The organism is Rhodococcus (subgen. Prescottella) equi (assembly GCF_003013675.1).
GTDB lineage: Bacteria > Actinomycetota > Actinomycetes > Mycobacteriales > Mycobacteriaceae > Prescottella > Prescottella equi.
The window spans coordinates 1,018,631-1,042,349 of sequence record NZ_CP027793.1 but is presented as its reverse complement, the minus strand read 5'-3'; the positions used below and the strand labels follow the sequence as shown (position 1 = coordinate 1,042,349).

The 23,719-nt window shown below is 66.4% G+C and carries 30 protein-coding genes, 1 tRNA gene and 1 pseudogene; 31 read left to right on the top strand and 1 reads right to left on the bottom strand.

Annotated features, from left to right (window positions below; genetic code table 11):
• Window positions 1-31: 31 nt before the first annotated feature.
• The 22 genes and pseudogenes from C7H75_RS25640 (at window position 32) to C7H75_RS25620 (ending at window position 13,313) form a co-directional block, all read left to right on the top strand.
• A complete protein-coding gene (locus C7H75_RS25640) occupies window positions 32-187 on the top strand; it encodes a hypothetical protein (RefSeq protein ID WP_159025974.1) in 156 nt (51 codons plus the stop codon).
• Window positions 184-660, top strand: a complete 477-nt coding sequence (locus tag C7H75_RS04840) for a hypothetical protein (protein ID WP_106851024.1) — start codon at window positions 184-186, stop codon at window positions 658-660. The genes C7H75_RS25640 and C7H75_RS04840 overlap by 4 nt, the downstream gene beginning before the upstream one ends.
• The gene (locus tag C7H75_RS04835; protein WP_159025973.1) at window positions 657-905 is read left to right on the top strand and encodes a hypothetical protein; all 249 of its coding nucleotides are present in this window, start codon (window positions 657-659) and stop codon (window positions 903-905) included. Before C7H75_RS04840 ends, C7H75_RS04835 begins: the two co-directional genes overlap by 4 nt.
• Window positions 902-1,129 carry a hypothetical protein gene (locus C7H75_RS04830; protein ID WP_106851022.1) on the top strand — a complete coding sequence of 76 codons (228 nt, stop codon included), beginning with the start codon at window positions 902-904 and terminating at the stop codon, window positions 1,127-1,129. The genes C7H75_RS04835 and C7H75_RS04830 overlap by 4 nt, the downstream gene beginning before the upstream one ends.
• A complete protein-coding gene (locus C7H75_RS04825; RefSeq protein ID WP_106851021.1) occupies window positions 1,122-1,700 on the top strand; it encodes a hypothetical protein in 579 nt (192 codons plus the stop codon). Before C7H75_RS04830 ends, C7H75_RS04825 begins: the two co-directional genes overlap by 8 nt.
• Before the next feature lie 91 nt (window positions 1,701-1,791).
• Window positions 1,792-2,016, top strand: a complete 225-nt coding sequence (locus C7H75_RS04820; protein WP_016046388.1) for a helix-turn-helix domain-containing protein — start codon at window positions 1,792-1,794, stop codon at window positions 2,014-2,016.
• A 92-nt stretch (window positions 2,017-2,108) separates the two neighbouring features.
• Window positions 2,109-2,181: transfer RNA gene (locus tag C7H75_RS04815), tRNA-Asn, on the top strand.
• A gap of 743 nt (window positions 2,182-2,924) precedes the next feature.
• Window positions 2,925-3,434: a hypothetical protein gene (locus C7H75_RS25635; RefSeq protein WP_159025972.1), complete on the top strand. Its 510-nt coding sequence runs from the start codon at window positions 2,925-2,927 to the stop codon at window positions 3,432-3,434.
• A gap of 107 nt (window positions 3,435-3,541) precedes the next feature.
• Window positions 3,542-3,880 carry a hypothetical protein gene (locus C7H75_RS04805; RefSeq protein WP_106851019.1) on the top strand — a complete coding sequence of 113 codons (339 nt, stop codon included), beginning with the start codon at window positions 3,542-3,544 and terminating at the stop codon, window positions 3,878-3,880.
• A gap of 1,520 nt (window positions 3,881-5,400) precedes the next feature.
• Window positions 5,401-6,678 carry a phage portal protein family protein gene (locus C7H75_RS04800; RefSeq protein WP_106851018.1) on the top strand — a complete coding sequence of 426 codons (1,278 nt, stop codon included), beginning with the start codon at window positions 5,401-5,403 and terminating at the stop codon, window positions 6,676-6,678.
• A pseudogene (locus C7H75_RS26510) lies at window positions 6,675-7,900 on the top strand (head maturation protease, ClpP-related). The gene C7H75_RS04800 and the pseudogene C7H75_RS26510 overlap by 4 nt, the downstream one beginning before the upstream one ends.
• Window positions 7,901-7,902: 2 nt before the next feature.
• A complete protein-coding gene (locus C7H75_RS04785; RefSeq protein ID WP_084978748.1) occupies window positions 7,903-8,277 on the top strand; it encodes a capsid cement protein in 375 nt (124 codons plus the stop codon).
• Window positions 8,278-8,292: 15 nt separating this feature from the next.
• The gene (locus C7H75_RS04780) at window positions 8,293-9,201 is read left to right on the top strand and encodes a major capsid protein (protein ID WP_106851015.1); all 909 of its coding nucleotides are present in this window, start codon (window positions 8,293-8,295) and stop codon (window positions 9,199-9,201) included.
• A 2-nt stretch (window positions 9,202-9,203) separates the two neighbouring features.
• Complete coding sequence (locus C7H75_RS25630) at window positions 9,204-9,350, top strand: hypothetical protein (protein ID WP_159025971.1); 147 nt, start codon at window positions 9,204-9,206, stop codon at window positions 9,348-9,350.
• 32 nt (window positions 9,351-9,382) lie between these two features.
• Window positions 9,383-9,565 (top strand): hypothetical protein, encoded by a 183-nt coding sequence (locus C7H75_RS04775; protein ID WP_106851014.1) that lies wholly within the window; start codon window positions 9,383-9,385, stop codon window positions 9,563-9,565.
• Between the two features lie 178 nt (window positions 9,566-9,743).
• Window positions 9,744-9,947 carry a hypothetical protein gene (locus tag C7H75_RS04770; protein WP_159025970.1) on the top strand — a complete coding sequence of 68 codons (204 nt, stop codon included), beginning with the start codon at window positions 9,744-9,746 and terminating at the stop codon, window positions 9,945-9,947.
• Window positions 9,934-10,257 (top strand): hypothetical protein, encoded by a 324-nt coding sequence (locus C7H75_RS04765; RefSeq protein ID WP_106851012.1) that lies wholly within the window; start codon window positions 9,934-9,936, stop codon window positions 10,255-10,257. The genes C7H75_RS04770 and C7H75_RS04765 overlap by 14 nt, the downstream gene beginning before the upstream one ends.
• The gene (locus C7H75_RS04760; protein ID WP_106851011.1) at window positions 10,257-10,538 is read left to right on the top strand and encodes a hypothetical protein; all 282 of its coding nucleotides are present in this window, start codon (window positions 10,257-10,259) and stop codon (window positions 10,536-10,538) included. Before C7H75_RS04765 ends, C7H75_RS04760 begins: the two co-directional genes overlap by 1 nt.
• 255 nt (window positions 10,539-10,793) lie before the next feature.
• A complete protein-coding gene (locus C7H75_RS25625; protein ID WP_159025969.1) occupies window positions 10,794-10,934 on the top strand; it encodes a hypothetical protein in 141 nt (46 codons plus the stop codon).
• A 47-nt stretch (window positions 10,935-10,981) separates the two neighbouring features.
• Entirely contained in the window at window positions 10,982-11,839 is an 858-nt protein-coding gene (locus C7H75_RS04755; protein WP_106851010.1) for a hypothetical protein, read from the top strand.
• A gap of 63 nt (window positions 11,840-11,902) precedes the next feature.
• Window positions 11,903-12,634, top strand: coding sequence for a hypothetical protein (locus C7H75_RS04750; RefSeq protein WP_106851009.1), 732 nt, complete (start codon window positions 11,903-11,905; stop codon window positions 12,632-12,634).
• A gap of 322 nt (window positions 12,635-12,956) precedes the next feature.
• Window positions 12,957-13,313, top strand: coding sequence for a carbohydrate-binding protein (locus C7H75_RS25620; RefSeq protein WP_159025968.1), 357 nt, complete (start codon window positions 12,957-12,959; stop codon window positions 13,311-13,313).
• A gap of 11 nt (window positions 13,314-13,324) precedes the next feature.
• On the opposite strand, the gene C7H75_RS04740 is transcribed toward C7H75_RS25620, so the two are convergent.
• The gene (locus tag C7H75_RS04740; RefSeq protein ID WP_106851007.1) at window positions 13,325-13,876 is read right to left on the bottom strand and encodes an SEC-C metal-binding domain-containing protein; all 552 of its coding nucleotides are present in this window, start codon (window positions 13,874-13,876) and stop codon (window positions 13,325-13,327) included.
• Between the two features lie 357 nt (window positions 13,877-14,233).
• Between C7H75_RS04740 and C7H75_RS04735 the strand changes: the two genes are divergently transcribed.
• The 9 genes from C7H75_RS04735 (at window position 14,234) to C7H75_RS04695 (ending at window position 23,718) form a co-directional block, all read left to right on the top strand.
• On the top strand, window positions 14,234-14,527 hold the full coding sequence (locus C7H75_RS04735) for a hypothetical protein (RefSeq protein WP_159025967.1): 294 nt from the start codon (window positions 14,234-14,236) through the stop codon (window positions 14,525-14,527).
• Between the two features lie 668 nt (window positions 14,528-15,195).
• The gene (locus C7H75_RS04730) at window positions 15,196-15,399 is read left to right on the top strand and encodes a hypothetical protein (RefSeq protein WP_106851005.1); all 204 of its coding nucleotides are present in this window, start codon (window positions 15,196-15,198) and stop codon (window positions 15,397-15,399) included.
• 1 nt (window position 15,400) lies between these two features.
• The gene (locus tag C7H75_RS04725; RefSeq protein ID WP_106851004.1) at window positions 15,401-16,858 is read left to right on the top strand and encodes a phage tail tape measure protein; all 1,458 of its coding nucleotides are present in this window, start codon (window positions 15,401-15,403) and stop codon (window positions 16,856-16,858) included.
• Complete coding sequence (locus C7H75_RS04720; RefSeq protein ID WP_106851003.1) at window positions 16,756-18,966, top strand: phage tail tape measure protein; 2,211 nt, start codon at window positions 16,756-16,758, stop codon at window positions 18,964-18,966. The genes C7H75_RS04725 and C7H75_RS04720 overlap by 103 nt, the downstream gene beginning before the upstream one ends.
• The gene (locus C7H75_RS04715; protein ID WP_106851002.1) at window positions 18,963-19,898 is read left to right on the top strand and encodes a hypothetical protein; all 936 of its coding nucleotides are present in this window, start codon (window positions 18,963-18,965) and stop codon (window positions 19,896-19,898) included. The genes C7H75_RS04720 and C7H75_RS04715 overlap by 4 nt, the downstream gene beginning before the upstream one ends.
• A complete protein-coding gene (locus C7H75_RS04710; protein ID WP_106851001.1) occupies window positions 19,889-21,559 on the top strand; it encodes a Gp37-like protein in 1,671 nt (556 codons plus the stop codon). Before C7H75_RS04715 ends, C7H75_RS04710 begins: the two co-directional genes overlap by 10 nt.
• A 1-nt stretch (window position 21,560) precedes the next feature.
• Window positions 21,561-21,896, top strand: coding sequence for a phage gene 29 protein family protein (locus C7H75_RS04705; RefSeq protein WP_106851000.1), 336 nt, complete (start codon window positions 21,561-21,563; stop codon window positions 21,894-21,896).
• The gene (locus C7H75_RS26135; protein ID WP_233281856.1) at window positions 21,893-23,353 is read left to right on the top strand and encodes a C39 family peptidase; all 1,461 of its coding nucleotides are present in this window, start codon (window positions 21,893-21,895) and stop codon (window positions 23,351-23,353) included. Before C7H75_RS04705 ends, C7H75_RS26135 begins: the two co-directional genes overlap by 4 nt.
• Complete coding sequence (locus C7H75_RS04695) at window positions 23,353-23,718, top strand: hypothetical protein (RefSeq protein ID WP_106850999.1); 366 nt, start codon at window positions 23,353-23,355, stop codon at window positions 23,716-23,718. Before C7H75_RS26135 ends, C7H75_RS04695 begins: the two co-directional genes overlap by 1 nt.
• Window position 23,719: the final 1 nt, after the last annotated feature.

The window sequence follows — 23,719 nt, the reverse complement described above, 5'->3', positions numbered from 1 at the left end:
GCGACCGCCACCACCCACGAAGGGACCGACCATGATCCACGCCATCACCGGCCTCACCCTCATACAAGTCTCCGGATGGGCACTCATCGCCACCGGCCACCACCTCGCCGGAATCGCAATCCTCGCCACCACCGCAGCCGCCCTCATGACCATCGGACACATCAACGGCAGAAGGAAGAACCGATGACCGAGATCCCGTACGACGAAATGCGCCGCATCCTCGGGCTGCCCGACGTCCTGCCATCCGACTGGCCGTTCCCTGCCCGCGACCGCCTCTACAAGGGCCTCGCCCACGGCATCCCCTGGTGCATCTACAGCTCACCGCTCGGCTGCGCCCTCAACGGATACGCACGCATCCCCGACGGCGCCGCAATCAACGTCGACGAGCTCGACGTGCACGGCGGCATCACATGGGGATTCGGCATATGCGAAGGCGGATGGATCGGGTTCGACACCACACATGGAGGCGACTGGTGGGACCTCGACGAACTCCGCAGCCGCGTCGGAATGCACGTCTCGGCCGGCGGCGCCGAATACAACCGCTTCGAACGCGAGATGGCCGAGAAATGCCCGAGCCTGTCGCGACAGTGGACCGTCGACCAGCTCATCGCCGAATGCCGATCGCTCGCCGCGCAGATCTCAGAGAGGAGCCGAACATGACCACGGGGCCAGCCATGACCGTCGGAGAACTCATTACCAAACTCTCGACGCTTCCACCGTCCACCGTGATCGTGACCGACGACAACGAGCGATTCGACTTCGCAGAGATCTACGCCTACACGTTCCGGGGTCAGGTCGAGCGACACCAGGGCTGGATCTACGTTCGCGAGGACAACGGACGCGACAACGTCGAAACCGTCGCACTCATTAGCGCCTTCGGCCATGACGATATGGAGAAGCTGTGAAGACGCTTGGCCCCTACGACGTCGACGACGGCCGCTACCGGATCCACAAACACGCCCACCAGTCCTGGCGTACCGACTGCGGAAAGAGGCTCGTCGGACACGCATCCACATGGGAAGCCGCGCTGTACCTCGCAGAACACGACATGCGCGCCGTCCAGGACCGCATCCGCACCCTCACCTCGCGGCTCGGGTTCCATCGCACACGAGAGGACAACGGTGACTGAACACCGACTCCAACTCCACCTGTACTGGCTCACCCTCGACTGGCTCACACTCGCCACCACATTCCCCATGCCCGCCCGACGAACAACCGCCGGCCGCGCCGCACCCACCCGCGAATACGGACACCCCGCCGAATGGGCCTCCGACACAGCAGCCCTCATCGCCCACACACTCCACGGATGGCACGACGCCCTCGCCGAACACCTAGACGAAACCCCACCAACCGCCGCCACATCCGAAACCGCACGCGTCAAAGCCGCCTGGCACTACCTCAACCCCCGCACCGCAGCCCTCCTCGACTACGCAGGCCAAGACGCAGCCGACGAAATCCGCGAACTCCACAACAAAATCCGAACCACCCTCGGCCACACCCGACCCCGCTACGTACTACCCACCCCATGCATCACCTGCGGGCTCCGCACACTCACCCGCACCGCAGCCATGTCCGGACAAGCCGACTTCATACTCTGTGAAGCCTGCGGACACACCATCCGAGACACCGACTACCCACAGCTCATCCGCTCCGCACTCGACTCGATCATCGAACAAGTTGCGCCCGTTAACGTCTCGTGAGACACTAGACGCACTGACAGACGTGTATCCGCAGAAGCCCCGAGCCAAGACACCACCGGCGAGGGGCTTTCTGCTGTCCAGGAGGAAACACATGGCAGGAACCGCGGTCCTCGTACCCGAAGGCATCGACTCCCTCATCAACACCACCGAAGCCGCCACCCTCTGCGGCGTCAGCGCATCCACCATCCGCACATGGGCAGACCGCGGCACACTCACCGCAGCCGGCATCGACCCCCGCGGACGGAAGCTCTACAAGCTCATCGACGTCGCGAAAGCCGAACGCGCCACACGCGAGAAAGCCCGACGTGCCGCATAGACATACGGACCGCCAACACGGCGCCGTAGCCGACAACTGAATACCCGCCGCGTCAACTGGACCCGGAATCCAGCGGTCGAGCGGCGGCCCATTGGTCTGTAGCTCAAGAGGCAGAGCAGCGCCCTGTTAAGGCGTCGGTTGAAGGTTCGAGTCCTTCCAGGCCAGCACCAACACCCGCATCCCCTGCTCGCATCGGCCACACGCCGCCGCGGTACAAGATGCGGGCTATCAACCTCCGGGACACCAACAGCCGCAGCAGCCCACCCGAGCGCGCGGCAAGCCACCACGTGGCAGTCCCGGCCCCTCGGTGCAGCCATCGGCGCCCAGGGGAACCGCGCCCGCCCCCACTTCCCTTGGGGGCGGGCGCACACACTTCCGCCCACCCGGTACCCAGCTGGCGAGCTCACCGGGTGGGCGGAACCTGTCAAGCCCTAGACCTAGACCCGACACAAAGCAAGGCACAGACCTGGACGCGAGGGACCGTGACGACTCAAAAGTCCGCAGCCGCCCGCGGTCTCGGCTACGCCCACCGCCAGCAACGAGAACGGCTGCTCCGCAACCACGTCGACGGATCGCCGTGCTGGTGGTGCTCGCACCCGATGTTCCGCGATCCAACCAAGAACTGGGACGGACACCCCCTCGAAGCCGACCACTCGCAGGCACGTTCTCATGGCGGCACTGTGGCTGACCGCCTTCTCCATAAACGGTGCAATGCCAGCCGACAAGACGGCGCGAACGACCACCTGCGTCCAGCTGTCACCGGCATAGACATCGCCACCGCTCGCGAGGCCGACGACCAACTCGGCATCCGCCTCATCCCCTGGCCCTAGCCAGACCCACCCCTAAGCAGACAGCCCCGGTGAGGACTCCACTCCTCCCGGGGCTTTGCCGACTGAACAGGAGTCGACATGCCGAAGCCTACCTGCACGGTGGACGGCTGCACCAAGGAAGCGCGCTCATATTCGGCCGACTGGTGCAAGATGCATTACCACCGCTGGTACCGGCACGGATCCACCGAACGAGTCGCCACCGCATCGCAAGCCACCGCCAGTCACGGCCGCAGATACCGCACCGTGTACACACCCGGGCATCCACTAGCAGGCAAGCGAGGCATGGCCTACGAACACCGCGTCGCACTCCACGACAAGATCGGACCAGGTATCCACGACTGCCACTGGTGCGGCACCCAGGTCAGATGGGAAGCCAACAGGACGGCTCACGATGCACTGCAGGTCGACCACCTCAACGGCATTGGGGACGACAACCGCCACCCCAACCTCGTGCCCGCCTGCAGACGCTGCAACACACTCCGGGCGGCACAAGCCCGTCACGAAGCGCTCGTCGCCGCAGGCTTCTGGTCCTCCCATGACACCGTCCGCCGCACCACGCGAGGCCGTACCCCACTCCTCGACGCCTGACCCCCCTCCCCCGAAATTATCGAGGGGGAGGGGGATGTGGACTCCTCGGCCGCCAGTCTCGCTTTTTTACAGGGGCGGTCGAAACTCACGTGCGAAGGCGGTGTGACGTGCGCGAAGACCTCGCCGACGGCGGCCGGCAACTGCTCGATGAGCTGACCCAGGACGACGACCCGTTCGAGGTGACCGCGCTGATCGTCGAGGCCGCTCGGATGAAGGATCGACTCGACTGCCTCCACCAGATTCTGATCGGTGACGAGGAGTTGTGGCTTCGACTCATTCCGTCACGCGGTGACACCGAGGTGCTCGAGATTCGCGTCGACTCGGCTGCGCAGGAGGCGCGGCAGCTCGCGACGGTGTTCCGCCAGATGCTGGCGGAGATCGAGAGGAGGCGCGCGAGTGACGGCGACTCCGACAGCGGTGAGGGCGACGACCTCGCTGGACTCTGATTGGCCGACGCTGACGGGTCGGCAGACCCCGCATGCGCTGTCGGTGTTCGAAGGTGACACGACGCTCGGCGAGAAGGCATCCGAGCTGTCACGTCGGATCGGTTCGAAGCCGATGCCGTGGCAGCGGGACACTCTGCACGCACTGCTGACTCGCAGCGCGGATGGGACGTGGACGCACCCGGACGCGTGCATCATCTGCCCCCGCCAGAACGGCAAGAGCCTGATCCTCACGCTGAGGATCCTCTACGGACTGTTCAAGCTCGGCGAGACGATCATCTTCACTGCGCAGCGGTGGACGACGGCCGAGGACATCTACCTGCGCACGTGGGCCCTGATCGAGCCACGTAAGTCGTTGCGGGAGCGAGTGCTGAAGCACACGTGCTCGCAGGGGCGCGGCGTCATCGAGATGAAGAACGGCAACAAGGTCGTGTTCACCACACGCTCTGCGGATGCCGGGCGCGGTCTGACGAAACTCGACCTCGTCATCTACGACGAGGCGTACAACCTCACCGACAGCGAGATGTCCGCACTCGGCCCTGCGCAGCTCGCGGCGGACGATCCGCAGACGATCTACACGTCGTCGGCGGTGAACCAGGACGAGCACTCGAACGGGCTGGTGTTGTCGAAAATCCGCGACCGCGGACTCGCTGGCGATGCCGAGCTCTACTACGCCGAATACATGGCCCCTGACGACATGGATCGCGAAGACGAGGAGACGTGGCGGTACGCGAACCCGTCGTACGGCGTGATCCAGACTGCGAAGAAGATCCGGAAGCTGATGCGCGGCTTCGCGACACAGGCCGGGCGCAAGAGCTTCGACGTCGAGATTCTCGGTCGGGGTGACTGGCCAAAGGAAGTCGATGCGGCGTCGCTGACGTGGCAGATCGTCAAGGAAGGCCAGTGGCACGGCCTCGTCGACTATCCGGAGCTCGTCGGCACGCGCGCGATCGGTATCGCCCGCGTCGGCGCGCAGTGGGTGGTCGCTGCAGCGCAGCGCACGGACGACGACCGGATCCACGTCGAGGTCGGGTACCTGCGGATCGCAGCGAACCCAGACATCGTCGATCTGATTGTTCGCCTGGACGATGCGCTCGAGCCGTGCGCCATCGCGACCGATGCCCGCTCACCGGCGGCGGTGATCGAGCCGCTGCTGAAGAAAGCCGGCATCGAGCTGATCAAGTCGTCGACGAGCCAGGCCGCACTGATGGGAAGCGGGTTCGTCGACGACGCCGACGACGGCCTGATCAGCCACACCGGCCAGCGTGCTCTGGACGTCGCACTCGAGGCGGCCGGGAAGCGGCTGCTTCCGCGCGGCGACTGGGTCGTCGACGCGGCCGGCGATCCGGCTGTCGCACCTCTGCTCGCGGTGGTGGTCGCGCGGTGGGCGCTCGTGACATTCGAGTCCCGTGCAACCGGCGCGTCGGCAACCCCTGTCACAGACACGGTCTCCCCGAGTCCCGCGCGATCAACCACGACGACGAGTTCGACGCGCTCTCTGTCGCGTTCTGAGGAGGTGGCCTGTGGCCGAAGTGAAGGCTGCCCGACCGGTGACGGAACTAGGGTACGTCAACGGGGACCGAACCGAGTGGCAGCAGTGGGATATCGACGAGAAGGTCCCGGAACTGCAATGGCCGGAGTCCGTCCACGTCTACAGCCGGATGGGCAAGGAAGACGGCCGTGTGTCGTCGCTCCTTCGAGCAATCAGCTTGCCGATCCGGCGGACGGCGTGGCGGATCGATCCGAACGGCGCGCGTGACGAGGTCGTCGAGTTCATCGCCCGCGAGCTCGGGCTACCGATCGTCGGAACTGATGCGGCGCCGACAGCACGCACCCGAGGTCGGTTCTCGTGGAACAGTCACCTGCAGCAGGCGCTGCTCATGATCCGATACGGGCACAGCTACTTCGAGCAGGTGTACTGGATCGACGACAACGATCGAACGCACCTGCGGAAGCTGGCGCCGCGGCCACAGAAGACGATCTCGAGGATCAGCGTCGCGCTCGACGGCGGGCTCGAATCGATCACGCAGTCGCCACCGTCCGGACCACTCACGGTGGCGTCGATGTTGCCGGACGGGTTCACGATCCCGGTCAACCGGCTCGTGGCGTACGTCCACGAACCGGAAGCCGGCCAGTGGCAGGGCGAATCGATTCTGCGGCCCGCGTACAAGCACTGGATCCTCAAGGACGAGTTCATGAGAATCCAGGCCGCCGCCGCCCGCCGCAACGGCATGGGCGTCCCGGTCGGCACAGCAGCGAAGCCTGACGACCAGGACGAGGTCGCGCGCATGCACGAGATCGCCTCGAGATTCCGGGGCGGCATGAACTCGGGTGTCGGTCTCGCGAACGGGCAGACTCTGCAGCTCCTCGGCGTGCAGGGCAACCTGCCCGACATCCAGCAGGCAATCGACTACCAGGACAAGCAGATCGCACTCGCGGGCCTGGCGCACTTCCTGAATCTCGACCGAGGCGGTTCGTACGCGTTGGCATCGGTGCAAGCAGACACGTTCGTGCAATCGGTGCAGACACTCGGTGAAGCGATCGCCGACACCTCCACCGCACACATCGTGGAGGACCTGGTCGACGTGAACTGGGGCGAGGACGAGCCCGCACCTCGGATCGTGTTCGACGAGATCGGATCTCGGCAGGACGCCACTGCCGGCGCGCTCGCGCTGCTCGTCAACGCGGGCCTGCTCGACCCGGACGACGTCGTCAAGATCACCGTCCGCCAGTCGCTCGGCATTCCGGGCGGCGGACAGACCAGCGCGGAGAGCGCACCCACTGAAGGAGATCCCGCGTGAACCGCACACATCGGCGCGCGCCCGCAGCACAAGGCGGGCAGCAGCGCGAGTGGTACACGATCCGCAACGCCGACACCACGGATACGCCCGCAGAGGTCCTCATCTACGACGAGATCGGCTCGAGCTGGTGGGGAGGTGTCAGCGCGAAGTCATTCGCGAAGGACCTCTCCGCGGTCGAGGCCACCGATATCACCGTCCGACTCAACAGTCCGGGCGGTGACGTCTTCGAGGGCATCGCGATCCTCAACGCGCTGCGGAACCACAAGGCCCGCATCACCGTCTACGTCGACGGCATCGCAGCGTCGGCGGCCAGCTTCATCGCAATGGCCGGCGACGAGATCGTCATGTGCCGCAACGCCGAGATGATGATCCACGACGCGTGGGGTACTGCGGCGGCAACGCCGCCGAGGTCCGCAAGTACGCGGACGAACTCGACCGAGTCAGCGACAACATCGCCTCGATCTACGCCGACCGCACCGACGCGACCACCGAGGAGTGGCGCGACGTGATGCGCGACGAAGTCTGGTACTCCGCCGACGAGGCGGTCGCCGCCGGGCTCGCCGATCGTGTCGAGGCGAAGAAGAAGGACAGCGACAAGGACGACACTTCCGCGTCGTTCGATCTGTCGATCTTCAACTACGCCGGGCGCCACGCGGCACCGGCGCCCAAGCCACTCGCCGCGCAGGCGAGCAACTCCGCGCCCGCATCCGCGGGAGCGGCCAACTCCACCGAAGAAGGAGGTTCGGACGTGGCATTCACGGACGAGCAGGTCGGCGAACTCCGTGAGGCTCTGGGCCTCCCCGAGGACACCGAGGATCAGGAAGTGTTCGATGCGGTGCTCGAGAAGCTGACCGCACCCGAGGCCGATCCGGAGGCAGAACCGGGCACGTCGGCGAAGCTGCCGGCCGGTGTCGTCGCCGTCGACGCTGCGACTCTCGAGGGTCTGCGGCGGGACGCACAGCGCGGCGCGCAGGCCCGTGCGCAGCAGGAGACCGATGCCCGCCAGGCGCTGGTATCCGCTGCCATCAAGGACGGCCGCATCGCGTCGGCCCGCAAGGACCATTGGCTCGCCGCGCTCACCGCAGACCCTGAGGGTGCTGCGGCGACTCTCGCGTCCCTCGCGCCCGGACTGGTGCCGGTCGAGGAGCTCGGCCACGGAGTCGGCACCGAGAACGCGGCGCAGGATCTCGGCTGGTTCAGCACTGACTCGAAGGGAGCCTGATCATGGCGAACGAAAACATCGGCGTGTACGAGCCCGGCACGGACATCTCCGGCCGCGCATCGACCGCAGTCACCGGCAAGCGCTTCCTCAAAATCTCCGGCAACCGTAGCGGCGGCAACATCGCCGTCGCGCATGCCGACGCCGCGGGCCGCGTGTGCGGGGTCTCCGGCCGCGACGCCGCAGTCGGCGAGCTGGTCGACGTCAAGCGCGGCAAGGACCGCGTCACCTTCGTCACCGCCGGCGGCGCGATCGCCGCGTTCGAGGAGGTCGAGGTCGGCGCCAACGGCCAGGCCGTCAAGAAGGCCTCGGGCGTAGCCGTGGGTTACGCCGTCACCGCTGCAGCGTCGGGCACCGACGCCGAGATCAGCCTCTACTGAAAGGCGGTCACCACTATGACCTCTCCCGCACCTGTGGCGTACCCGCTGGGCGCGCCGACCATCTCCGGCGGCAAGCTGACCGTCGACACCGCGCTCAAGCAGCCGGGCCGCATCACCAAGCGGATCGCGGACCTGACGCTGCAGAAGTTCATCGTCGACAAGATCTTCGCGTCGTCCGGCGCGAGCGTCGCGTCCGGCGCCGTGATCTACGACAAGGTCGTCTCGAACGACCTCTACACCGACCGCGACGTCGAAGAGCGCGCGGCTGGCGCCGAGTACACGATCGTCGGCTCCGAGCGCCGCGACCCCAACGTCGCGAAGGCCGAGGACTGGGGCGGCAAGTTCTGGATCACCGACCAGGCGAAGACGCGCAACGACGTCGCGCACTTCGACAACCAGGTCACCCAGCTCGCCAACACGATCGTCCGCAAGGTCAACCAGCGCGCGGTCGCGACCCTTGACGCCGCGATCACCGCGCTCGGCGGCGCGGGCGTCGTCCCGGGTCACGACTGGTCGAACGTCACCCTCACCGGTACGTCGCCCACCCCGAACAACGCTCGCCCGTTCGCGGACTTCGCGAACGTTCAGCTCGCCGCGGACCGCGAGGAGCTCGGCGTCGTCTACGACCTGTGGATCGTGAACCCGCAGGAGAAGGCGAACCTGCGCATCGCGTACGGCCCCGATCTCGATGAGATCCTCAAGGACGCCGGGCTCGAGCTGTTTCCGTCGAACCGCGTCGCCGCCGGCACCGCCTACGCGGTCGCGCGCGGCCAGGTCGGATTCCTCGACTACGAGCAGGGCCTGACCACCGAGACCTGGCGCGAGGAGAAGACCCGCAAGAACTGGGTCCAGTCCTACGTCCAGCCGATCATGGGCGTCACCAACCCGTACTCGATCAAGAAGCTCACCGGACTGGCGGGCTGAGCATGGCGCTGAAGAAGATTCGGGTCGCGGTGTGGGAGTACCACACCGACGAAGGTAAGCGGCGCCGCGGCTACTTCGGTGACACCGTCGACCTCACCGACGCCGAGATCGAGCGCGGCACCGCGGCAGGCGTGTTCGACCAGGCCTGAGCCGGAGTCGACCGCTCCTCAGTCGGAGCCGGTTGGCGACGACCCTGCTCCTGTGCCGGCCGATCCTGCGGCGGACGCCCCGCGTCGCCCGCGCGCCACGGGCCACCATCGAGAAGTGGATCGCGTACGCGCAGGCGGTCGGCGTGAACGTCGACGGCCTGACCGACAAGGACGCGGTCATCGCCAGGTCGACGCTGCCGACGACTGACATGTGAGGGGGCGTCATGCCATTCGCCCACACCCACAGAGCTGACGGAGAACTGGCGTCCCCTCAAGCAGGAGGAGTCCAGCTGGGCTGGACTCCTCCTCGAGGCCGCCGAGCGGTGGATCCGGCGGAAGCGCCCGGACATCGCCGACGACGATCCCGACGCCAAGATCGTGACGATCGCGGTCGTGAAGAACGCACTCATCGCGGGCGAGCACGAAGGCTATGTGTCGTTCTCCCGTGCGCTGGGCCCGCGGTCGAAGTCGGGCACGCTCTCGAACCCGGACGCTGCGCTCGTGTGGCTGGACTGGATGAAGGACCAGCTCGGCATCTCACAGTCAGCGTTGCCGGTCGCGACGTTCGGGGACGGAGGGTTCTGTGAGCGATGGTGAGAAGGTCACCGTCCGCCCGGGTGTTGTGCTCGACGGCGACAACGATCCGGTGCCCGGGTCGGGCGTACCGTTCGACATCGAGGGCTGCGTGATCGAACCACTCGGCAGCGACGAGGCCGCCACGACGACGCGCAACGGCAACGTGCGGCGGATCCGGCGCGCCCGGGCCGGGCCGCACGAAATCCGGGCGAGCAACGAGGTCGTGGTGCGCGGCAAGGTCTGGCGCATCGATGGTTTCGCGGACGAGTGGATCGACGACGATCCGGACCTGTCGGGGCCGGTGTTCACCGCGTCGAGGGGCACGGGCTGATGGCGGCACCGAAGGGCTTCCAGCTCGATCACGCCGGTGTCGAGGCGCTGCTGAAGTCGCCGGCGGTCGCCGCAGTCGTCGACGACCTCGCGGCGCGGGTCGCCGACAACGCACGCAAGTCGCTGCCGGACGACGTGCCGGTCGAGGTCGACACGTTCGTCTCGGACCGGCACGTCGCGTCGGTGGCGATCAAGCACCCCGGCGGTAAGCGGATGCAGCTCAAGCGCGGGACGCTCACCCGGGCCGCTGGCATGGTCGGTTTGGAGGTGAAGGCGAAGTGAAGGTTCTCCGCGTGCCGGCCGATCATGTTGCGCCGGTGAAGGAGTTCCTCGTCGCGCGGCTCGCCGGCGATCCGTCGGGCGCTTCGGCCGGCCAGAACCTCCCGGACGGGTGGGAGCCGTCGTCGGCGCCCGCTGTTGTCGTCGAATCCGATCCCGGTTCGGTGGACGAGTGGCCGGTCTACACCGCGAGCAGATCCGCATCACGGTGTACGCGGCGGGCCGAACGCAGGCTCGCGCGCGCTCGCGGCGCGGTGCATGGGATGGCTCCTCGCGCTGCGGGTTCCGGGTGTCGGTATCCGGCCCGGCACGGGCATCCTCGTCGACCGGGATCCCGACACCCGCGGATTCATCGCGGGATTCACGGTGCGCAGTCGCGCACGAACTCAATCGTTCTGACCGCCCGCGCGGCGGGCAACCTACCCCGGAGAGAGGGGCTATTTGTCATGGCTGTGATCAATCCCGACAACGCGTCGGTGTTCGATGAGGGTGAGGTCTACCTCCTCGACTGGAACTACACGGGCTCGGTCGAGGACGTCATTCCGGCGCCCGGCGAGGTTCCGGGCCCTGAGTGGCTCGATGCGGGTCTGCTTGGCACGGAGGGTGTCACGTACACGCCCGGTCTGGAGAAGACGTTCTACGACGGCTGGGGTCATCCCCGGTTCAAGGGCAAGACCAGCAAGGGCACGATGGAGCTGTCGTTCAATGCTCTCGAGCAGAACACGGTCACCAAGCGCATCGCGTACGGCAAGCACGACGGCTATGTGTCGCTGCCGAAGGGTTTCAAGGCGCATCTGCTGATCATCACCCGCGAGGACGACGTCGAGGAGATCGAGGTCACCACGCGGCCTGCACTGTTGACGACCGGTGCTTGGACTAAGTCGGAGTCCGGTGTCCGCACGTTCCCGATCACCGCGGATCTGTTCGGTGACGCGGAGGGGCGTGTGCTCCGCAAGGTCGACGAGGCCACGGCTGGCCCGGCTTCCTACGTGGTGACGGTGCCGTCCGGCACGACCGCTGGGTCCTTCGCGCTGCGGCTCAACGATCAGACGGTCGTCGGCGTCTCGTACAACGCTGCGAGCACCGCGGTGAAGGGTGCGATCGAGTCGATCCTCCCGCCTGGTGCCGGGACCATCACGGTGACCGGTCCGAACGGCGGCCTTGGACGGTCGAGCTTCCGGATGGTGGCGTACTGTCCTCGCCGACTGCCTCGCTCACGCCGACCGGTCAGGTCGCGTCACCCCGGTCCCTTAGGCCCCCTGTTGCCCGGCTTCCTGCCGGGCAACACCGCCCTCCCCGGATAGGTCTGCGGGAGGGCGTGGGGCTGGTGAAGGCTTCCCTTCCCGCGCTACTCGTTTGGAGAAATCATGGGTTACAGCAAGTTCCGCGAGAAGTGGTTCGGAAGGCCAGATCCGCGGACACCGGTCACGCCGGAGGCGATCGAGCACATCGAGGACGGTGTCGCCCGGGCGCACGAAGCTATCGACGCACTTGGCGATATAAGCGACCTCGTCACGAAAGAGGAAGCTAGCGCCACTTATGCCCCTGCGCGCCTCGCTTCGCTCCTGTCCGTCCTCGACCAGCCTCGATCTACTGGACCAGTCACCACAGACGTTCCTACTGTGACGTTCGGGACGGCCGTAGCGGTCACGCCGGCGATCAAATACACCCACGACTCCGGCGTGATGCGGATGCTCGGATGGGTCCCGAAGCCCGAGGGCGCGTACTTCATCAACTCCTCGGCTGGAGGTAGTTCGGAAGATGGCGCCTACGGATTTGAGATCGACTGGTACGGCCCCGTCTTCGAGGCCACCTTTCAGCAGCTTGCCGCCTCCGCCCGTGTTCACATCTTCGTCGACGACCGCCCAGTCACCACTGAACCGCAGACACCCACCACGGGCGTTGGTACCTGCTACATGAAGCTCGAGTTCACCAGTACGCGGATGCGACGAATCAAGGTCCTCGCCCGCAAAATGGGATTCTTCACCTTCGCGTTCCCACAGGGTCGGCCGCCATCCCGACCCCCGCAAAGCGTGCACGCATCGCCTGTATCGGCGCGTCGTTCTCGTGGGGGTATGCGGGCAGCTACGACCAACTGACCGCGTGGCCGTGGCGGTTCGCGCAGCTCACCGACACCGAGGTGCTGCAGAGTGCGATCTCGGGATCCGGCTACACGATCTCTACGCCGTACGACAATCCGGCACGCATCGCGGCAGTGGCCGGATGGAAGCCGGATCTGATCATCGTAGAAGTTCTGGCAATGACTCCGCAGCATCGGAGACTGACCTCACGGCGGCGGCCACGTCCCTGTACTCCAAGCTAGCCGCAGCGCTGCCGGGTGTGCCGATTGTGGCGGTTGGCGCGATGCCTCGGGACCACACCCAGTCTCTTGATGCGACGCGTGCCAAGGTTCTGCGTGCCGTGAAGGCCGCGGCTGACGCGGCCCCGAACGTTCTCGGGTTCATCGATCCCGTCGGCGCTGTGGATGGCATGGCCGCCTACGCAACCGGCGCGGCATACAGCGCGGGCACGCGAGTTACCTATCAGGGTGGCGTCTATCGCGCCCGCATGGCAATCGCTTCCGCACCGGCAACATTCGCTCAGTCGGATTGGGATTCACTGTCGTGGTTCACGGGGACCGGTAGGGCGGGCGCGATGGCCGGAGACGGCAACCGTGACGCGCTGCTGTCGTCCGATGGATCCCACCCCACCGAGGCGGGGCAGGCGGTGTTCGCGACGTACATCCTGCGTGGATTGCGGTCACTTCTTGCCGCCTAGCCGCTTCACCTCTAGCGAGATTCACCCCGAACCGCCTTCATGGAGCGTTGAATCTCGGCTTGACTGGGCGCCTTGCCGTGGCAGTTTTTGTACCGCTTCTCGCTGCCGCAGAAACACGGGCCTCGGCGCGGGATGGGCAAGTCGTGATACTGCCCAACCTGAACGTCGTAGATCGTTTGATGGATCTGTGGCGGAGTCGGGGCAGATCCGGACTGATGCACTGACAAGAGAATGGAGATGACGGCAAGGAGGACGCTGAGGATCGCGTAGACCTCAGCGCGGTTCTCCTTCGATCGGACGAGAGTTGCCAGCCAGCCGGAATGCTTTTCAATCGCGCTGGCCATCTCGTTGACAGAAGATCCGGGCGCCTGCAGAGCCATCGCGACCGATTCGCGAAGTGCGAGCAGTTCGGCGGGCGTCATGTCGTGAAGAATGGCTTGTATTCGCCCGTCGACGACTGCCGCCTCGTACGTGCCGTCGACCTGATTTTGGTACTGGCAACGCGGACAGGTCCACTTCAATCCACCAACCATCGCTCCTTCAGGTATCCCGACGGAGCGCATCCCGGGATTGTGCTGACCGCAGCGGGCGCAGCGTAGGTCGATCCGACCGAGATTTGGTGTCGGCTCAGTCTCAAAAGTGATATGTGGCCTATCGACGTTCCCCAACGAGTTACCCCAATCCTGCACTTGCTATGGACACAGAAGGGGCACCTCGCCTTGGAAAGGGGCCCTGCGCATACCTTCGCAGATCCGGCGGAACAGACGCGACCGGAATGCCCGTGACGTCGGTCGGCGACCGTGTCGGACCCCCGCCCGTAGTCGCTCACTACTGACGCTCTCTCCACAGTCTCCGGCCGTCCGTGTGTGCAGCCCGCGGGCGGCCGGTCCCATCTCTGCTGCACACGAACAGGACCCGCCGTGCCTGACCTCCCACACCCGGACGACGTCACAGCCGCCGGCCACATGCTCGGCGTGCCGACGCACCCCGAACGCGGCGGCCGCATGAGGACCCGCGACCGCGCGAAAACGATGCGCGCAATCCAGGTCGCCGCAACCCTCGATGACAACGAGGACGACGACGCGGGTCCCGATTTCGCGGCCACGCTCGCATCCACACACACCCTGCTCACCGAGGCAGGACTCACCACCACGGCAGCCGACCGCATCGTCGCCGCCATCGCACCCGCCGTCTGGCGGGACACCACCAAGTAGGAGCTGCACACTCATGCCTGACAACGACTTCGACGACTTCGACGACTTCGATCACGATCCCGCCCCTCGCGAGCGTCCCCGCACGAACAGCAACAGTGGACGGAAGAAGCGGCAGCGCGAGAACCGCGGCCGCCCCGGCGCCACGATCCCCGCGCACGTGCCGGCGCCGCAGGACCGGCTCCCGAAGAAGCCCGCACAGCAGTCCGAAGTCGAAGACGTCGAACTCCAGATCACCGTGTTCGGTGAGGAGTTCCGCGTTCGCCGCGGCGCACTGCAGGACGACTGGGCGTTCTTCCAAGCCCAAGCTGTCGGCAACCTGCCCGCGATGACCGTGCAGGTCCTCGGCCGCACAGGGTTCGCCCGGTTCTGTCTCGCCGCGCAGGCGGAAGGCATGAAGCCGATCGACGCCATCAAGACGCTGTGGGATCTGATCGGCCAGGAAGTCGGGTCGGCGACTCGGGAAACTGATCGGCCTCCTGCAGCTGATCGCCACGAAGACAGACCTCGTCGAGGTCGACCTCGACCTGTTCTATCACCGCGACATCCGCGACCTGTGGCGGCGAGACGACCACGGCCTGCCGCTGCTCACGCTGCGGCAGCTGTGGGTCCGTCTACGCCTGGGACTCCCCCGCGAATCGGCGCTCGCCAAGGACGCCAACGGCGGCCGGATGCCGTGGTCGATCGAGGACCACCTCATCGCTGACCTGTGGGCGCAGCGCGCGAACGCCGGCAAGGCGCGGGGCGCGAAGTTCGTCGATCACCCGAGCCGTCCCGCCGCGGCGAAGAAGAGCACGCAGCTCTCCGACGAGCGGATCGCGCGCGGTCAGGCCCGGTTCGCCGAGCGGCAACGAAAGCTGAACGGAGGCAATTAGAGTGACGACCTCTATCGGTTGGTGCTCGGTCCAGATCGTTCCGGTGGTGCCGGGCATCGGCCGGGACGTGTCCCAGCAGCTGGGGCCACAGATGCAGCAGGCCGGCCAGCAGGCCGGGCAGCAGCTCGGCGCCGGCATCGCCGACGGGTTGAAGCAGGCGGAGGCCGCGGTCAAGACAGCGTCGCGGAAGATCGAGCAGGCGCGGCAGTCCGAGATGACGGCGGCCGCGAAGCTGAACATCGAAGAGCTCAAGCTGCAGGAGCTCCGCGACAAGGGCAACGCGAAGACGTCCCAGCTCGCCGCCGCGGAGGAGCGGGTTCGACAGGCACGCGAGAAGCACAACCAGACCGTCGGCGCGAGCGAGGCCGCGCTGAAGCAGCTCGAGAACGCGCAGGAGCGCGTTACCCGGGCCACGCAGGAGGCCGGTGACGAAGCCGACCAGTCGAGCAGGAAGCTGCTGAACTTCTCGAACTCGGTCGACGACATGGGCTCCGGCGTCGACAGCGGCATCGATTCGCTGAAGAACTTCGCGATCGCCGCCGCAGGTATCGGCGGTGCGATCGATCTCGGAATGCAGGCCCTCGACAACATGAACGTCGAGAGCCGCCTCGCCGCGAAGCTCGGCGCCACCGGCGGCCTCGCCGAGGAGTACGGCGACATGGCCGGCGGCCTCTACAGGGACGCCATCGCGTCCTCGATGGAAGAAGCAGCCGACGCCGTCTCCGTCGTCGCATCGTCTTTCGTAGTCGCGGGCTCCGAGGGCGAGAAGTCGGTCGACCAAATCGCCGAGTCTGCACTGAACTTCTCGAAGGTATTCGGCACCGACGTCGCCGAGTCCGTCAACACGGCTTCGCTGCTCGTCACGAACGGACTCGCGAAGGACTCAACCGAAGCGTTCGATCTCATGACCACCGCCTTCCAGCGGGTCCCTGAGGCCATGCAGGGTGAGCTGCCAGAGATTCTGCAGGAGTACGGAACGAACTTCCGTGCGCTCGGATTCGATGGCGACGAGGCGTTCAACCTCCTCGTCTCGGCCGCCGGCAAAGGCAAGTTCGCGCTCGACAAGACCGGTGACGCGCTGAAGGAATTCAGCATCCGTGGATCCGATATGTCGAAGTCGTCGACGGACGTGTTCAAGTCGATCGGCCTCGACGCCGAAGACATGGCGAACATGATCGCGATGGGTGGGCGCGACGCCCAGATCGCACTGCAGGACACCGCGAAGGGGCTGCTCGAGATCGAGATGCCCGCAGACCGCGCGAACGCGGCCATCGCCCTTTTCGGCGCACCGCTCGAGGACATGTCTGTCGACCAGATCCCCTGTTCCTCGAATCACTTACCGGTGCCGAAGATCAGATGGCCGGGTTCGCTGGGTCGTCGGAGCAGATGGGCGAGACCCTTAACTCGGGTCCCGGGTACGCGCTCGAGCAGTTCAAGAACACCATCACCGGCGGCCTGACCGATGCGCTCGCCGACATGGCGACCTGGGTGATGAACAACGCCGACACCCTGACAACCCTTGCGATGGTGGCGGCACCGTTCTTCGGCGCACTCGCCGGCTACGCGGCGACCGTGAAGATCATCCAGATCGCGACCGTCGCATGGAACGTCGCCCAGATGATCCTCAACGGCACGATGATGCTGAACCCCATCGGCCTCATCGTCGCCGCGATCGCCGGACTCGTCGCCGCAGTCGTGCTCATCGCCACCAAGACAACGTGGTTCCAGACCATCTGGGACACCGTCTGGAACGCGATCAAGGCGGCGTGGGACTGGGTGTGGGGCGTCCTGCAGGCCGGATTCAACGGGCTCATGGACGCCTTCGGCGCCGTCGGTAACAAGGTCGGCGAGGTCAAGGACTGGATCGTCGCCCGCTGGAACGACGTCGTCGGATTCGTCACCGGGCTCCCGGGACGAATCGGCTCAGCCGCGTCCGGGATGTGGGACGGCATCAAGAACGCGTTCAAGGGCGCGATCAACTGGATCATCCAGGCCTGGAACGCGATCGAGTTCCGCATCCCCGGCTTCGAGGTCGGCCCGATCAAGTGGGACGGATTCACCCTGGGCCTGCCTGATCTGCCGCTCCTCGCGACAGGTGGTCTCGCTGGCCGACGCAAGGACGGGATGCTGTGGGGTCCGGGCACTCCGACTTCAGACTCGATCCTCGGCGTCGACGCGTACGGGATACCGACCGCGCTGGTGTCGACTCGGGAGTTCGTCGTAAACGCGCAGGCGACCGCCGAGAACCTGCCACTGCTGCAGGCGATCAACGCGGGATGGACGCCGTCCGCAGAGTTCCTGCACGGCCTCACCCGCGGTGAGTTCCGATCGAACCCGTTCGGGATCGAGGAGGACTCACCGCTCGTTGCCGGCGCGCTCGGCGCTCGGTCACTGATCGCGGACGGCGACTACACCGGGAATCTGCGTGACGCGTTCGGGATCGAAGAGGACCACCCGGTCGTCAGCTCGGTCCTCGCGCTTCGCGAGGTGATCTCACGGCTGCCGCGGTTCGCTGAGGGTGGCGCCGTGGTGTCGCCGGATCAGCTGGTCAACTTCGCGAAGGGCGTCGAGGGCAAGCCGTACGTGTGGGGAGGAGTGAACTGGGGCGACTGCTCTGGTGCTGTCTCCGCGCTGGCGAACTACGCGACGGGCCGGGACCCATTCGGGTCGCGGTTCGCGACGATGACCGAAGGCGCCGAGCTCCTCGCTCGCGGGTTCAAGCCGGGCCTGGGCCCGTCGGGATCGCTCAACGTCGGCTGGTTCAACGGCGGACCATACGGCGGCCACACCGCGGCCACGCTGCCGAACAACGTGAACTTCGAAATGGGCGGCGGTCGCGGCAACGGCCAGTACGGCGGACCGGCCGCCGGCGCCAACGACCCGATGTTCACCGATCACGCGCACCTGCCGATGGTTGTGGCGCAGCTGATCCAGCCGAACGTGCAGCAGCTCGACCCGCTGACCGGGTTCCCCACCGACAGCGGCGCAGGTGCGGCGCTCGGCACAGCACTCCCCGACCCGGCCGCCGCTGGCGTCGCACAGCCGCAGCAGGCGTTCTCGGGTCGCGAGCGCATCAAGCAGATGGGCTCGGACATCGGCGGGATCTGGGCTGACGCTGCAGTCGAGATGCTCGGCGCCGGTGAGTGGCTGGACCTCGCGGACCGGTACACGATCACACCCGACGCCACCGCGGGCGCGGCAACAGCTGCGCCGACGACTGGCGAGAACGGTGTCGATGGCGACCCGAACATCATCCCGTGGATCGCGGACCTGAATGCGTTCATGAAGGGTACGGGCCTGTTCGACACCGGCGGCTGGCTGATGCCGAACTCGTTCGCCTTCAACGCATTGAGCACACCCGAGCCGATCCTCAAGCCGGAGCACTGGGACATCGCCGAGGCGAACATCGCGAAGGTCGATGAGCTCGTCGGCGCCGGAGCACCGGCGCGCGGCGGCAACACGTACATCACCAACGCCACGTTCCGAGACGAGGACGAGTACTACCGCCGCCAGGCACAGAACCAGCGGCTCAATTCCAAGCAGCACCTCGGGAGGTGGCCTAAGTGAGAGACGTCGTCGGCATCACGATCCTCGGATGCGACGAGTCGGTGTGGCCGGTAGCGGGCCGGTACGCGGGCACCGAGGGTGTCATCATCTCCGAAGAGGGGATCGATGGCATCCTCGACGCCCCGGTCAAGGTCATCGACGACTCGACGCCGATGCAGGTCGGCGGCACGCTACGCGGTGTCGACTACGAAGTCCGCGACATCGTCCTCCGGTTCTATGCCTTCGAGGACGAAGCCCGCGGCCTGATCGCTGGCGGACATCTGGAATCGCGGCTGCGGAAAGCGTTCTGCCATGAGCCGGACCGTTGGAATCCCGATTTCCGACCCACCCGGATCAAGGTCGTCACCCGGCTCTCGGGTGTCCGAACGATCGAGGTGTGGCTGAACGAGGCCCCCAACGTCGACCTGACCGTCGACCCACTCAACGATGAAATGTTCATCGTCGCGTACCAGCTCCGCGCGTACCAGCCGATGTGGCGATCACGCCCGGACATGACGTTCTTCGAGTCAACGGGCGCATCGGGCACCGGAACGATCGAGGTGTGGAACCCAACTGACCGGCCGCTACTGCAGCGATGGGAACTGACGCGCGGGACCTGGACCCTCCCCGACCCGACGTGGTCGGGGAAGCCGAATCACCGCACACCTGGCGGGGCGATGCCGACGCGAACAGTGACGCTGCCGCAGATCACCGCCGCTGACGGCGGCGTGACGATCCAGATGGACCGGTCGAAGCAGCACGCCCGTTCGGCGACCGGAACACCGTACGAGGCCCGCATGCAGGGCAATTGGCTCCGACATGTCATCCCGCCGTACACACCGCGGCAGGAGCTGCCGATCTCCGTGGTCGGTGCTCCCGTCGCTACTGGTGCCCGGGCCGAGCTGCACATGGACCGACTCTGGTCCAGGGCGTGGGGGTTGGAATGGCAGTAGATCTGAACGCCTCGCTCGAGGAGCAGTGCGAGGCGATCTGGCAGGCCACGCTCGACGCTGAGCGTGAGGACTGGGAGATCCGCAATGCGGACCCGCTGATCAAGCTGGCCGACGGCAACCAGGTGATCCGGTACCTGCTCTTCGACGTCCAGGATCTGAAGTTCTCGGAGATCGAGAACAACACCGGGCAGGCCTCGTTCCTCCTCGACGTCGACCACTACGTGGCCGCCTGGGTCATCGACAAGGACGGCCGGCGGGCGCGTGGCGAGGGCGCCAACATCCACATCGACATCGAGATCGCCGGTGCCCGCTGGTCCGGCCGCGCCGAGCCGCCGAAGGTTGAGCGCGGCACGGACGGCCGGCGGTACGTGCGCCTCACCTTCCTGCATGACTACGAGAATCTGAAGTGGATCGACTGCTGGCCGAACCCGTTCCTGCCGGCCATCTTCCAGTTCCCGCGCATGTTCATCCTCGCGGGGCCCGCGATCTGGGCGCTGAAGACCGCGCTGTTCGTGAACCTGTGGCGGCTGAACTCGTCGATCTGGCAGATCCCCGACGATCCGATGAACCCGTCGACGTGGCTCGACGGCCTGGACATGTCCAACTGGGACATCGTCGTCAACCCGACGACGTTCTTCCAGGACATGGCGGCCGGCACGCCCTGGTGCGTGTTCGCGTCCCGGTGGGGCACCTGGCACGATGTCGCGGCGCCGATCCTCGCCGACTCGGAACTGACGGTCGTCTGCCGGCGGTGGCGTACGGGTGATCCGGACCCGTGGCTCGGCGCGGACATCAAGGATGGCGCGCTCGTTGTCGACATCGTCGACAAGTCCGGAGCTATGACCGGAACGTCACACGGCGGCACCATCTTCGATGGACTGTTCCGCACGATTCAGGAGTTCACCGCGGACTTCCTCGACACGACGGAATCGCTGCTGACCGGCGGTCCGACGTCCGACCTGTTCGTGCCCGGCCGTGGAACGAACAAAGCGTGGCCCCACGTCTACTACCCATCGGACTCGCCGGGCTCAGTCGAAACCGTGTTCACCGACGCGACGTCGAGGGGCGTCATCATGAACACCGGCGGCCACTCGATGCCTGGCGTGAACGAGACGATCAGCGCCGGCATCCAGGCGATCGGTGACATCGTCGGCAATGCACTGTTCATCGGGTCCATCGGCGGATCCATCGACACCCTGCTGCGGCCCTTCTACGAGGACACGGTCGCCGCCTGGATCTCGGTCAAACTTCCGCAGCGCATCGCCGAGCAGGGCGATTCCCACTACTGGGAGAAGACGATCGAGTCGCCCGGCAAGGCCTACACCCTGTCGTCGCTCATGGTGATCCGGCAGGCGATGTGGGAGACACGGGCGTACACATCCGCGTCGATGTCGATCAAGGCCGCCGAGCCGTACGTCATCGGCTGGCCTGGCACCGGCGACTTCTGGGTCGGTGACCGCATCATCACCGACCTCGGCGCGGAGCTGTCCGATCGGGTCATCGTCAACCGGGTGTCGCAGATCGACTACGAGCGTCCCCGCGGCACTCGTGGCAACTGGTCCGTCGCAGTCGGGCCGAAACAGGACGAGGATCCGCTCGTCGAGATGGCCGCGCGCGTCGCAAACCTGAAGGAAATCGGAAAGACGTTGGGAGTGTTCTGAAATGGAAGATCTACCCACTAGGGAGAACTGCGACCCGAACAACCCGGAAGAAGCGTTTCTGTGGATGTTCGTCGGCCTGCCCGGCGTGAACGGCGCGTCGATGATCATGGGCCCGGACTACTACCGGCAGATCTCGAAACAGCTGTGGGAACTCGGAGCCCGACCGAGCGCAGAACCGATCAAGCACCTCGAGTATGGCCGATGGGTGTACGACAACCCCGAGGACGAACCCGAGCCAGTGCAGGACCTGTACGCGCGTCTCGCGGCGCGACAGCAGGCGGAGTACGAGGCGAAGCTGCGCGACCGTGGCCTGCTGCCAAGACAGGAGGAGCTGTGACTGCGAAGCAGTTGCCCTATGACCGCAGCATCGTCCGGCAGGAGACCGGCTACTGGTGCGGGCCCGCGTCGGCGCAGGTGGTCCTCAACTCGCGCGGGATCCACGTCGACGAGGCGGTTCTCGCGCGCGAGATGGGCACGACATGGAACGGCACCGACTTCATCGGGCAGATCGAGCGGGTACTCGACGCCCGGGTGCCTGATGCCCGGTACACGTCAGTGCAGATGCCGAATGATCCGCCGACCGCCGAGCAGTGTGCCCGGTTGTGGCGCGACATCGTGCGGTCGATCGACGCCGGGTGGGGTGTGATCGTGAACATCGTTGCCCCGCCGTCGAACTACCCGCGTGCCGTCGCTCCGTCGACGATCTCACCCGCCTACTCGGGTGGCACGGTCTACCACTACATGACGGTGATGGGCTACGACGACGAGCAGCGCTCGGTGTGGATCGCCGACTCGGGCTTCAGCCCGTTCGGCTACTGGCTCGGCTTCGATCAGCTCGCGACACTGATCCCGCCGAAGGGCTACGCGTTCGCCGACGTCGAACCTCCGCCGGCGTCGGCGCCTCCGCCGGCGCCGAGCGGGATGGACGTCGACGCGCTCGCGCAGGCGATGGGCGGCACGGTCTCGCGTGAGCGGTACGCCGCGCTACTGCCGGCGTTCACCGAGGCGATGCGAGAGGCCGGGTGCACGACGGTCGAGCGGGCGGCGATGTGGTGTGCGCAGCTCGGCCACGAATCGGTCGGGCTGAAGTACATGTCGGAGTTGTGGGGTCCGACGTCGGACCAGCGCACCTACGACGGGCGCATGGGGAACGGGCCAGGCGAAGGGTTCAAGTACCGCGGCCGTGGACCGATCCAGGTCACCGGCCGCGACAACTACACCGCGCTGTCCCGGTGGGCGCACGAGCGCGGCATGGTCCCGTCGCCGACATTCTTCGTCGACAACCCGGACGAGCTCGCGTCCGACCGCCACGGCTTCGTCGGCGCGGTCTGGTACTGGACGGCAGCCCGTCCTCAGCTCAACGCGCTCGCCGACGCCCGCAACCTCCAGGACGCCACCCGTGCCATCAACGGCGGACTGAACGGCATCGCCGACCGATCCACCCGCTATCAGCGGTGCCTCGACATGGGCGCCGCACTACTCCCCGCTGGAGGAACCATGACAAACGTCGTCGAGGAGGGCGCGCTCCAGCTGCGCCCGCACCCGGGACTGCTCCGCAAGATCAACCGGCCGCAGAACGTCAACGAGTCCACCCGCGACCCGGAAAACGCGTGGCCGTACGCGATGTGGGCGGACGTGTGGAACGAAACCGTGTGGGACGGCTACGACATCCGCCCCGAGTATGCGGACGTGCCCGACGACGTCGGCCGGTCGCTGGTCGCGCTGGTGCAGACCATCGCGGCCCGACAGGTCCGCATCGAGAAGAAGCTCGACCAACTCCTGGAGGGCAAGTAATGCTGAACAGCCCGAACACCCGCAAGTGGGTGTACGTCGCGCAGGTCGTGCTCGGAGCCGCCCTCGTCGTCCTGGTCGCGACAGGGATCGTCGACCAGGCCACCAGCGACCAGATCACCAGCAGCCTCGACCGGATCATCGCCGGTATCGGCGGCCTGGCGCTCCTCGGTGGCGGCGAACTCGCGCGACGCAACCTCTCTCCGAAGCCCGCGACGATCTCCGCCGACGGGGTGCAGGTGATCACAAACGCACTCGACGCCTACGCGACGCGTGCGCAGCCGGCCATCGAGACCGCGGAGGCGCAGCTGCAGAAGGCTGCCGTCGAACTTCGAGAGCAGTACGTCGACCCGTTCATCAGGCGGTGAC